The organism is Leptospira bourretii, from assembly GCF_004770145.1.
Taxonomy (GTDB): domain Bacteria; phylum Spirochaetota; class Leptospiria; order Leptospirales; family Leptospiraceae; genus Leptospira_A; species Leptospira_A bourretii.
The window spans coordinates 93361-104931 of record NZ_RQFW01000015.1; the positions used below are offsets into that span (position 1 = coordinate 93361).

Annotated in this window: 9 protein-coding genes; 8 read left to right on the forward strand and 1 reads right to left on the reverse strand. The window is 38.9% G+C overall.

Annotated elements, in window-relative coordinates; translation table 11 throughout:
* Window positions 1-5 precede the first annotated feature (5 nt).
* Together EHQ47_RS10040 and EHQ47_RS10045 are read left to right on the forward strand one after the other, a co-directional pair.
* On the forward strand, window positions 6-383 hold the full coding sequence (locus tag EHQ47_RS10040) for an FKBP-type peptidyl-prolyl cis-trans isomerase (RefSeq protein WP_135749626.1): 378 nt from the start codon (window positions 6-8) through the stop codon (window positions 381-383).
* Window positions 383-1384 carry a PLP-dependent cysteine synthase family protein gene (locus tag EHQ47_RS10045; RefSeq protein WP_135749627.1) on the forward strand — a complete coding sequence of 334 codons (1002 nt, stop codon included), beginning with the start codon at window positions 383-385 and terminating at the stop codon, window positions 1382-1384. The genes EHQ47_RS10040 and EHQ47_RS10045 overlap by 1 nt, the downstream gene beginning before the upstream one ends.
* Here EHQ47_RS10045 and EHQ47_RS10050 read toward each other — a convergent pair.
* Window positions 1381-3087, reverse strand: coding sequence for a cyclic nucleotide-binding and patatin-like phospholipase domain-containing protein (locus EHQ47_RS10050; protein ID WP_135749628.1), 1707 nt, complete (start codon window positions 3085-3087; stop codon window positions 1381-1383). The genes EHQ47_RS10045 and EHQ47_RS10050 overlap by 4 nt on opposite strands.
* Window positions 3088-3217: 130 nt before the next feature.
* On the opposite strand from EHQ47_RS10050, the gene recN reads away from it, so the two are divergent.
* The 6 genes from recN (at window position 3218) to EHQ47_RS10080 (ending at window position 11570) form a co-directional block, all read left to right on the forward strand.
* Window positions 3218-4927, forward strand: coding sequence for a DNA repair protein RecN (gene recN / locus EHQ47_RS10055; protein ID WP_135749629.1), 1710 nt, complete (start codon window positions 3218-3220; stop codon window positions 4925-4927).
* A gap of 75 nt (window positions 4928-5002) precedes the next feature.
* A complete protein-coding gene (locus EHQ47_RS10060; RefSeq protein WP_135749630.1) occupies window positions 5003-5620 on the forward strand; it encodes a MotA/TolQ/ExbB proton channel family protein in 618 nt (205 codons plus the stop codon).
* Window positions 5621-5626: 6 nt separating this feature from the next.
* Window positions 5627-6058 carry an ExbD/TolR family protein gene (locus EHQ47_RS10065; RefSeq protein WP_004788434.1) on the forward strand — a complete coding sequence of 144 codons (432 nt, stop codon included), beginning with the start codon at window positions 5627-5629 and terminating at the stop codon, window positions 6056-6058.
* Window positions 6059-6062: 4 nt separating this feature from the next.
* Window positions 6063-8939 carry a BamA/OMP85 family outer membrane protein gene (locus EHQ47_RS10070; protein WP_135749631.1) on the forward strand — a complete coding sequence of 959 codons (2877 nt, stop codon included), beginning with the start codon at window positions 6063-6065 and terminating at the stop codon, window positions 8937-8939.
* The gene (locus EHQ47_RS10075; protein WP_135777123.1) at window positions 8940-11123 is read left to right on the forward strand and encodes an ATP-dependent helicase; all 2184 of its coding nucleotides are present in this window, start codon (window positions 8940-8942) and stop codon (window positions 11121-11123) included.
* Between the two features lie 18 nt (window positions 11124-11141).
* Window positions 11142-11570: an LIC11625 family surface-exposed protein gene (locus tag EHQ47_RS10080; RefSeq protein ID WP_135777124.1), complete on the forward strand. Its 429-nt coding sequence runs from the start codon at window positions 11142-11144 to the stop codon at window positions 11568-11570.
* Window position 11571 lies beyond the last annotated feature (1 nt).

The window sequence follows — 11571 nt, forward strand, 5'->3', positions numbered from 1 at the left end:
GCACTATGAAACGGTTTTCAATTTTACTAGGATTTTTATTTCTAACGGGCAGTGTTTTTGCAGATGAGCTTCTCATTCAAGACACCAAACAAGGGTTAGGGAGAGAGGCTATTCGCGGAACAACTGTGGTTGTTCATTACACAGGAAAGTTAACGAATGGAAAAGTTTTTGATTCTTCTGTGGATCGTGGTGAACCTTTTAGTTTCCAACTAGGACAAGGACAGGTCATCCAAGGTTGGGAACGTGGTATTGTGGGAATGAAAGAAGGTGGAAAACGTAAACTTACCATCCCTCCACAATATGGGTATGGAGCTCGCGCCATCGGCCCGATTCCTGCGAATTCCACTTTGATTTTTGATGTAGAGCTAATTAAAGTAAAATAATGATAGATCCAATTTCCAAAGGCATCGATGACCTAGGCAATAGCCTTTTACAGGCACTGAATAACGTACAAGGTATCTTTGGAAAGGAACTTTCCGTTGCCAAACCCATTCATGATAATATCCTCCAGCTGATCGGAAACACTCCTCTCATTCGGTTGAATCGAATTGGATCAGAATATTCTGGAGTTCAGTTTTACCTAAAAGCCGAATTTTTAAATCCAACGGGTTCTGCCAAAGATCGTACTGCCATTGCGATGTACATCGATGCGGAAAGAAGAGGAAAACTAAAAAAAGGGATGAGCGTGGTTCTTGTTGGTGCTGGTTCTTCCTCCATTAGTTTCACTTGGATTGGCAAGGTAAAAGGGTATCCCGTGTATTGTTTGGTTCCCCTTCATACGGCACCAGAACGAATCCAATTACTGCGAAGTTATGGGGCAGAAGTGACAGTCACCGGCGAAGGAGACCTGAGTCGTTTATATGACCTCGCAGAAGAAAAGGCAAAAAAACTAGGTGGATGGATTCCTGATGAAGCATCCAATCCAGCAAATCCCAATTTTCATTTCAAAACCACTGGGCCAGAAATTTGGCGGGACTTACAAGGGAAAGTGGGTGCGGTGATTTCTGCTCCTGGATCTGGTGGAGCCATTACAGGAATCGGTAGGTATTTAAAATCACAAGACCGCCGTGTTAAGGTCATCATTGCAGGAAAACAAAACTCGCCTTTTATGGAATATGGTAAAACAGATAATCCAAAAGAAAGGGAAAGAATCCAACTCCCTGCTGTTTATGATCCCAAACTCATCGACCATTACTTTCATGTCACCCAAGATGAGGCTTTGCATTTGCAAGCCGACCTTTACGAAAAAGAAGGAATTTTTGCAGGACTCACGACTGGAACCGTGATTACAGGTGCCCTTAGGTTTTCGGAGTCTCTTTCTGAATCAGAAAAGAATGAAAGAAATCCTTATAATATTGTGATACTTTCTCCGGATAGAGATTAGGTTTTTTCGCTAAACAACTGTTTGATTTCCTCTAGGGAACTTTTTGCCACAGTTTCCCCTAGTTGGATAAACTCTGCACTTCGCCAGAATTCAAACCAATTGGAGTTGGGTAAAATTGGGTTGAGATACACATCAGCTTCCTGAGCACTATACTTTCCAATACGGTATTGCAAAGAATACAAACTATTGACAATGATATCCAATACATTCAAATTCAAAAGTTTGTTTGTTTTCATTTCATCTTTTGAACTAGGCATGGAATTGATGGCGATGATCTTCTGAACTCCTTCATGGGTTAAGGCAGAAACAGGAAGTGGGTTGACGATCCCTCCGTCCACATAGGTTTTTCCATTTTCTTGGGGTTGGGGTACAAATACCCCAGGGATCGAAATACTCGACATCACTGCATCCAAAACTTTTCCTTCGGAAAGAACAATTTCCTGTCGTGTGGAAATATCACAACTGATGAGTCTGAGTTTGATGGGTAAGTCTTCGAAATAAAGATCCCCTAAATATTTTTCAAGAAGGTTCCTGACGTGTTTTCCATGTAGAAGCCCTTGGCCCGGAAAAGACAAATCTACAAGTTTAAACATTTTGAAAATACTATCTATCTCACCTAGCAGTGGTAAGATACCTTTGTAACCAAGACCGCTGGCGAAGAATGCTCCAATGATCGCACCAATACTGGTTCCTGCTATCATATCTGGAATGATCCCTTCTTCCTCCAACACTTTCATGATTCCCACTTGTGCAAGACCCAAGGCAGCACCTCCTCCAAGGGCCACTCCCATTTCTACACCGGATAGTTCTCTTGCTTTTCTTCGGATAAAAATTTCCCATTTCCCATGGTCTAGAATGTCTTTGATATTTGTTTCATGGTAAAGGATTTCGTTTTCTTTTGATTCTTTTGTAATGGAATCACAGAGGTTTATTTTTTTATCCAAAGATACAAAGTTTTCAATATGATCGGCTTCATCAATTAACAGACGTTTTAGCTCTTCATCTGTTTCTGGAAAAACTTCTAAAAATATAAAGGAATGGCTCGCATAATGTTTTCCAAGTGTTTCTTTGATTGAATCCGAATCCTTAAATTTATATGATTTTACATAAGGGTTGTCTGTTTGGCCATTTTGTTGGAAATGGAGGACAACCGATTTTTTTCCAGATTCAACTTCAATGGTTTTTACTAGTTCTTTTGCGATTCGTTCCTTGGCAATTGGATCAGAATGAACGAGACAAACCACTGAGTTACGAAAGTATTCTCTTCCCCCAAGAAGTTCACTTCGTAATGATTTTGTTAGCATTTTTGAAAATGTAATCGAAAGATAGGGGATTTTTTGGATTAACTTTTGGAAACCTGATTGGGAAAGAACAAGAAATCTGGATTCACTAACAGTAACGGCTGTATGGTTGTGCTTTTCGCCAGTCAGTAGGGATTGGATTCCAAAATACTCTCCTTTTTTGAGATATTGGACTTCTTCTTCTCTTTTTCCTTCCCCTTTTTTTGGGAGAAAGAGTTTGATCCCTCCCGAAAGAATTAAAAATAAACTTCGGTCTGAATCCCCCGCCGTAAAAAGGGTCTCTTCTCTTTCTGCTTCGACAATATGAACGGATTCTGCCACCCAAACCTTTTCTTTTCGTGAAAGGCCACGGAACAGTGGGAGACTAGAAACTAGGTGAATTTTTCCTTCTAAATCTTTCATATAGTGTCTTTTCCACCAGAGTTTCAGATGGGAAAGAGAGAGAAATTTCGTTTTTTACCCAATTCTAAAAAATTTCATTGACTATATTTTTGTTAAGTAGTAACTGTATGTATAGCAAACAGGAGTCTATATGATTACACATTTGAAAATTAAAGATTTTGCCCTCTTCGAATCCCTGGAACTTTCTCTTGCGGATGGTCTTTCTGTCTTCACTGGAGAATCTGGTGCCGGAAAATCATTAATTTTCGATGCATTGGCTTCTTTGTTTGGTGGCCGCTGTTCTACAGCCAATATCCGGCAAGGGAAAGACCGGTATTCTTTGCAGGCAGTTCTTTCTTTGACCGGACAAAACTTAGCAAAAGACTATTTGATGGAGCAAGGTTTCCGTTATACGGGAGATGAGATCATCATCACAAAGGAACTCATGAAGGATGGAAAGGCACGGGTAAAAATTGGAGAGAGCCTTGCTTCCACTACTCATTTACGAGAACTAGGAAAAACCATGGCAGAGATTCATTCCCAAAATGAACAACTCTTCTTATTGGAAAAATCAAACCAATTGGAGTTTCTTGATCGTTTTGGTAATTTGGAATCTCTTAAATTCAAATTCAAATCTGCTTTACAACAATACCGCCATTGGAAACAAAAACTGACTGATTTCGAAGAAACAAGACGTTCCATGATCAAACGAAAAGAAATTTTGGAATACGAAATTGAAGAGATTGAATCCATTTCTCCCAAAGAAGGTGAGGATGAAAGTTTAACGACTGAAGAATCTCTGTTGGCAAATGGTGAAAAACTTGCGGAAAACTACCGTTTGGTGTTAGAGGAATTGACTGAAAAGGAAAACTCAATTTTAAAAGTATTTCCGACTCTCATTCATGCCATTCAAAAAATTTCCATCTTAATTCCTGAGAAAAAGGAAATGTTAGAAGAATGGGAAGAGGTTTATGATAGATTAAAATCTCTTAAGTCTGTCATTCGCGAGGAAGAAGAAGAATTATTTTTTAGTCCTGAAAGATTGGATATGGTGCAGTCCAGACTCCAAGATATTAAAAAATTGAAGAAAAAATACAATGTGAGTTTAGCAGAAATCAATCTTCTTTTAGAAGAAAAAAAATCAGAACTTGAACGTTGGAATGAACAAGCGGGAGATGAGGATTTTTTACGAATCAAAAAGGACCAGTGCTTAACCGAGATGAAGGAACTGGGGTTTCAATTGTCAAAGTTACGTCGTAATGTCATTTCTCAGTTTGAAGAGGAAGTCCAAAAGGAAATGGTGGATTTAGGTTTGGAAGGTGGAAAACTCCAAGTAGTCCTTCGTTGGGAAGAAAATCCTGAGGGGGAAGTGGAAGAGGGTTCGAAATCTTATTTCCTTTCTGAGTCAGGTCTTGACCAAATTGAGTTTTACTTTAGTGCCAATCCGGGAGAAAAACCAAGACCTCTTCGAAAAGTGGCTTCGGGGGGAGAATTGTCTCGGGTAATGCTTGCCCTTCGTAGTGTTCTCGGAAAACAGGCACCTTCACCCCAGATGTTGGTCCTTGACGAGATCGACACAGGACTTGGTGGGGAGGCCGCGGAAGCAATGGCGGTAAAGCTTAAAAAACTAGCAAGGAACTCACAAATTCTTCTGATTACGCATACCCAACAGGTTGCAGCTTCAGGGGACCACCAAATCAAGATCGAAAAACGTCAAGAAGGTGGTCGGACGGTCTCATCTGCTTCTGTTTTGGATTTCGAAGAACGGAAACGAGAATTGGCTCGTATGATTGGTGGCAAACAAGTGACATCGGCAGTGCTAAAAGCGGCGACAGATCTTTTGATGAAAAAAGCAGGTTAGCCGTCTAAAAATAGTATTTGGCGAAAAAGGGAAGACTGAAAACTCTATTCGTAATCCTTCAATGGGGTCTCATTCATGTTTTTTCCTTTCGCTAAATCAGATTCAATCATTTCCTCGGTTCCACCGCAAACCATTCCCATTTTAATCATCTTTGTTTCAATTGTTGGTTTTACCATCATCGTGGAACGACTTGTTTACTATTGGAGATTAAAAGCGATCCCTCAAGACCATTTCCGCCGTGTTCGGGAATTGGCTCGTGAACAAAAATGGGATGATGCAAAGGATGTTTTGGGCCAAGACGTTCAATCTCCGGCAGCTGTACTTTTGCGTATGGCCTTTGATCTGAAACGCCGAGGTGTAGAGTTCTGGGAAGAGGACATTCGCCAAGAAGGTTTTCGCCAAATATATTTGATGGAACGTTATTTAACAGGTCTAGGAACCATTGCCACCATTGCACCTTTACTCGGAGTTCTTGGAACGGTCATTGGAATTGTTCGTTCCTTTGCGGAAGGAGCGGGAACCCAAGGTGCGGAAGTTGGTATATCCGAAGCTTTGATTACGACTGCGATGGGACTTGGGATTGCGATTCCTGCATACATTTTTTACAATCTTTTCTCTCGAATGAAAGAGGAAAGAATCACAGAAATGGAGAACGTTACAGATTTGGTGTTACCTCACCTAAACAAACGATAAAACTAAATGAAATTTCGCAAAACGCAAAAATCATTTAATAACATTGAACTTGCACCGCTAATTGATGTTATTTCCTTTATAGTGATTTACTTTTTGATGAATGCAACTTTAGAAAAAAACACTGCATTGAAAGTGGAATTACCTCGTTCATCCAGTGTCGCTAAAGAAAAACAAAAAGATGAACTTGTCATCACTGTAGACAAACAAGGGAAAATTTATTTGGACCAAAATTCAGAACCAGTTCCGCTTGAGGGACTGACTGAAAAAATTAATGGATTTCTTGGTCCTGAAAAAGAAAGAGACCCTAAAAAAAATAAAGTCATTATTCGTGGAGATGGTGGTGCGTCTTATCAGGTTGTGGTTAAGGTTATCGATGCAGTGAATGCTGCGGGTGTTAGTCGCTTTAACCTGGCCATGGTAAAAGGCACATCTAAGTGATTCTTTGAATATTCGAAAGAAAATAAAGTATTTTAGTCTTTTTGTTTTATCTCTCCTTTTATTAGTTTCGGCAGAGTGGGTTTCCCTTTGGTCAAATCGCTCTGTGTTTATTGATAAAGTCATTACCAAGATTGAATTTAAGGGAAATATCAATACCTCTTCTGATGATATTTTGGATTTAATGGACATGCGCCCTGGGATGCAATTGTCTCAAGGTATTTTGAACGCAGATATGCGTGCTCTTTTTGTTTCAGGGTTCTTTTATCATATCGATATCCAAGGTGAAGCTGACGGAGACGGAGTTAAAATCCTTGTGGTTGTAAAAGAACGACCTCGGGTGAAAGACATTGACTTTATTGGGGCCGATGAAGTATTTCCTTCCGATTTACGCGATAAAATCCCGTTGAAAGAAAACGAAGTGATCACTCCGAAAAAAGTGACTCTTTCCAAAGAAGTAATTTTAAAAAAGTACCGAGATGAAGGTTTCTTTTTAGCATATGTACGTTTTGAAACAGAACCGGTAAATCCTGAAACAAACACAGTAAAGGTGAAGTTCATTATTGATGAAGGTGAAGAAATCCCCGTCAGTAAAATTAATATTTTTGGAAATAGCGAAATCGATACCTACGATATCCAAGGCATCATGGATTTGAAAGAAAGTGGGATTATTGAATCAGGTGTATTTAAAGAATCCGCTTTTGAATCTGATAAACAGAAAATTTCTGCTTATTTAAAATCAAAAGGTTATGTTGATGCAGAACTTAGTAACGAAGGAACCAACTGGGAAATTCGTTGGGAAAATCCGCAGAAAAAAGACAAACGTGTGGTAATTGTTAATTTTAAGATTATAGAAGGAGAACAATACTTCTATAATGGGTATTCCACAAGTCACGATATGACCATTGCTCCCAATGGAATGCCACAGTTTTTAAACAAAGAAAATAACCCGATTGGAACACCAAAAGAAGAGTGGGCGCCCGTATACCCTGTTAAGTTCTTGGAGGACCAATTTGAATTTGCCCCAGCAGATGTAGGTGAAGTTTTTGATGAAACAAAGTTCCAAAAAGATAGAGCTTCCATTAACGAAGCTTATTCGGCAAAAGGGTATTTATTTGCTCAGGTAATTCCGCGGAGAAAGGTCATTGAGTTGAGTGATGGATCCTTGTCACGATACGAAAACTGTGATAAACGCGGAAGTTCAGATGGAAGTTCTGATTGTACAGAGGAATACAACCGACTGAATGTCGCAAAATTAAGAAAGATTTATGAAGATGAGCCAAAGTTACGAGGTAAAAAATTCATCCATGTCGATTTTACAATTCGTGAGAACAATTTAGCTTTTATTGAAAACATCATTATCAAAGGAAATAAAAAAACACAGGATCGTGTGGTTCGTAGAGAACTTCTTTTTAAACCTGGTGACCTTTTTAATTCCACACTTGTAAATCGTTCCAGAGAACGTATTTTTAACTTAGGTTATTTTAAAGAAGTAAACTTTAACATGAGACCGGGTTCAGATGAAACCAAAATGAACCTCATCATTGAACTTGTGGAACAACCCACAGGAACAGTCTCAATGGGGGGTGGTTACGGAACTATTACTGGATTCTCCATCTTTACTCAGTTAGGTGAAAATAACTTAAATGGTTCCGGGCAACAAATCACTGGTCGGGTAGAGTTTGGTCCGATTCGTCGTTATTTACAAATTTCCTGGACTGAACCTTGGTTTATGGACAAACCTTGGTCACTTACCCTTTCTGCTTTTTATTCTTCCCGAACTTTGTATGTGGGAGCGACTTCCATTACAGAAAACAACAACCAAGGGATTAAGGAAGTTGCTTCTTATGAACGTTCTGGTGTGGGGGTGAGTGCGGGACTTGGTCACAGGTTTCTCATTAACTGGACTCACTTCCATCGTTATTCTCCGTCCTTTTTTGCATCCACTAGACCAACCTCACTTGTATCTGATCAAGTTTTAGCGGAAGTGGATCGTGGTTGGCAATTTCGCTCTCAGTTAACAAACGGTATTGCTTACGATAGTCGTGATAACGTATTCAATTCAACCCAAGGTTTTAATTTAATTTTTTCAGTAGATAACGTGGGTCAGTTCCTTGGTGGAGAGTCCCATTTCGATCAGTTCAGTCCAATTTTGGAATACTACCATACATGGTTCGATTATACATTTTTTGGACTCATTCGCAAAAACGCACTTAGGCGGTGGCGGGTAGTCCAACAATTTAGAACCTCATCTGTATTTACATTTGAACGAACTCCGAAGTATAAAAATCAGGATAAAGAAAGAATCCCTTATATACAGGTCCAAGACAGGTTGTTCCTTGGCGGGTATGAATCACTTCGCGGTTGGTTTTTTGATGATAAATACTATCCTGATGAATGGAAGGATGGTGCTTCCAGTAGGGTATTGTTTACTTCTGAAATGCGATTCCCCATTGAACCTTCGTTACTATGGTTTGTTGTTTTCTTTGATGCGGGTGCGATGTATGAACAAATTAACCGCGCAGTGGGAGAAAGAAAAGAGTTCTTCAAAAATTATGATTCTTTAGTCAGAGCCCAACGGGAAAAAGAACCAGTTGAAACCTACTTGTATGAAAATTACAATTCATATGGACAAAAACTGCCGGATTCGCCTCTCGTTGTGAATGATCCAGGTAATTTGGTTCTTTCTAGTAAAAACCTTTCCATGTCAAACTTCCGTTTTTCATGGGGATTTGGACTAAGGATTCAGATTCCCGTATTGCCTCTACGTTTGTATTTTGCGCAAAGGATTCGTTATACGGGTGTGGAAGACAGACCTTTTGGTCTTTATCCCGACAATAATAGTTTTCAATTCGTTTTTGGTATTGGAGATATGCGATTCTAAGTGGAGTTAGTGGGGCTTAATTCCGAACAAAAAAAAGCTGTTGAAACAGTTGATGGGCCACTCCTGATTCTCGCTGGTGCAGGTTCAGGTAAAACTCGAGTCATTACCTACCGAATCGCTAACCTCATTCTCAATCATAAAGTTTATCCGAATCAAATTCTTGCTGTTACTTTTACGAACAAAGCTGCGGAGGAAATGCGCAGTCGTTGCCGGAGTTTACTACCGGAGGGGAATGCTGAACCATTGGTTCGTACTTTCCATTCCCTTTGTTTGTATTTGTTACGTAGGGAAGGAAAAGTTTTGGGGCTTGGAAATAATTTTACTGTTTACGACAGTGATATGCAAGAGTCTCTCATTAAAGAAATTCTAAAATCCAAAGATATGGACACAAAGGAGTTTCGTCCTTCTAGTCTTGCGAATGCCTTCTCTTCGGCAAAAGATTCTTTTATGACAGCAGAAGAATATGCCAAAAAAAAGGCGGATGATTCTTATACAAAAACAATTGCTTCTGTTTTTTTAGAATATGAAAAACGAAAAGATTTGCGGAATGCTTTGGATTTTGGTGATTTGATTTTAAAAACAGTTATTCTGTTTCGTGATTTCCCCGTCATTTTGGAAAAATACCAAAGGTTATGGAAATACATTATGGTGGATGAATACCAAGATACAAATAAAATTCAGTATCATTTGGTGCAGTCTCTTTCCTCCTTTCACAAAAATCTTTGTGTGGTAGGAGATGATGACCAATCTATTTATTCTTGGCGTGGTGCAGATATTTCTAATATTCTTAATTTTAAAAAAGATTATCCAGAAGCTGTTGTTGTTAAGTTAGAAGAAAACTATCGTTCTACAAAAACAATTATTGAAACGGCTGCAGCTTTAATTGCCAATAATAAACAACGAACAAATAAAACTTTAAGAACCGAGAATCCTATTGGAGATAAAATCAAACTCACTTCTTATCAGAATGAGATTGAAGAAGCAGAAGGAATTGTTCAAAAAATCCAGGCAAATGTGAGACAGGGACAAAAGTATTCGAACTTTGCTGTATTTTATAGAACCAATTCCCAATCTCGTTATTTTGAAGAAGCACTGAGAAAAAAAGCAATTCCCTATAAAATTTTTGGTGGGTTCCGCTTTTTTGACCGGAAAGAAGTAAAGGATTTGATTGCTTATCTTTCAGTGGTAGTCAATCCAGTCGATTCTACTTCTCTTCTTCGTATCATCAACTCGCCACCTCGAGGGATCGGCGATACAACTGTGAATCGTTTGTTATCCTATTCTGTGAGTGAAGGTCTGTCTTTATTTGAATGTTTGGGAAAGACGGTGCCTGATATCAAAAAAGGAACTTTGCAGAAGTTGTCTTCCTTATATAGGATGTTTGATTCTTCGATGGAAGATCTTGGAAAAAAAACTCCTTCTGAAATTGCTTATGATGTTTTGGAACACTCTGGGTATCGCGAATTTTTAGAGAATGAAGGTACGGAAGATTCTTTTTCCAGGTTGTCAAACTTAAATGAGTTTGTGAATGCATTAAAGGAATTTGAAGAAAATAATCCAGAAGCAACACTTGAAGAATATCTTGGAAATATATCTTTGATTACCAGTGAAGACAACACCAAAGAATTACCTGACTATGTCATTCTAATGACTGTCCATAATGCAAAAGGACTAGAATTCCAACATGTATTTATGGCAGGAATGGAAGAGGGAACTTTTCCGCATTTTCTATCCATTGATTCGGCAGATGGTTTGGAAGAAGAGAGAAGGCTTGCTTATGTGGCGATCACTCGTGCTCGTAAAAATTTAGAAATTAGTTTTTCGCGGTTCACTCGAAAGTTCGGTGAAATAGAAGCAAGGTTGCCTTCCCAATTTTTGGAAGAACTTCCGAGCCAATTCATTGAGGGAGAATTTACCGAAAATCGTTTTGGTGTCAGGAGACCAGAGTTTTCACCGAGAGCAGAAAGATTTCAGAAATCAGAAGAAAAATTTGAAACAGTACTCGCAAAGTCTGGCGATGGGGATTTCCAAGTTGGAACCAAAGTGCGCCATAAAGTCTACGGAGATGGTCGTATTTTAACCATCTCGGGATCGGGGGACAATCGAAAGGTGGAAGTTCGATTTGGTTCTCATTTGGATAAAAAATTCTTATTGGCATACACACCATTAGAGATAATTTCATGAACTAGAAGAGGAATGGCTATGAATCGGATTTGGACTTTAAGTATAATTGTATTGTTTCCTTTGACATTAGTAAATGCACAGCAGAACTCTGGTTTGGCGGACGAGTTTACTAAGTTAGAAGATTACCTTCGGAATCCAAAACTAACGGAAGAACAGAAAAAAAAGAATTTCGAATCCAATATGGTTAGTTCAGTTCGAAGTACTCTTTCTAAACGTCTAGCAAATCCTAAAAAAGATTTAAAGGATCTAAAATTTCAGGACTTACAAACGGAACGACCAGAAGGAACAAATACTTTTTTTGTTAAGTATAAAAACTATTATTTTCAATACCAATTCCCAGTAGATCCAGAAACATATGTTACTTCTCCATCGGAAGAGATCGTATTGGAAAAACCGGAAGGTTTGGATTTAGGTTCAAACGCCCATAAAGAAGAAAAAAAGAATTAGA

What these genes read in the sequence shown, in the direction of transcription:
- EHQ47_RS10065 (WP_004788434.1), top strand. Translation starts at nt 5,627, where the DNA reads ATGAAATTTCGCAAAACGCAAAAATCATTTAATAACATTGAACTTGCA.
- EHQ47_RS10060 (WP_135749630.1), top strand. Translation starts at nt 5,003, where the DNA reads ATGTTTTTTCCTTTCGCTAAATCAGATTCAATCATTTCCTCGGTTCCA.
- recN (WP_135749629.1), top strand. Translation starts at nt 3,218, where the DNA reads ATGATTACACATTTGAAAATTAAAGATTTTGCCCTCTTCGAATCCCTG.
- EHQ47_RS10040 (WP_135749626.1), top strand. Translation starts at nt 6, where the DNA reads ATGAAACGGTTTTCAATTTTACTAGGATTTTTATTTCTAACGGGCAGT.
- EHQ47_RS10050 (WP_135749628.1), bottom strand. Translation starts at nt 3,087, where the DNA reads ATGAAAGATTTAGAAGGAAAAATTCACCTAGTTTCTAGTCTCCCACTG.
- EHQ47_RS10045 (WP_135749627.1), top strand. Translation starts at nt 383, where the DNA reads ATGATAGATCCAATTTCCAAAGGCATCGATGACCTAGGCAATAGCCTT.
- EHQ47_RS10080 (WP_135777124.1), top strand. Translation starts at nt 11,142, where the DNA reads ATGAATCGGATTTGGACTTTAAGTATAATTGTATTGTTTCCTTTGACA.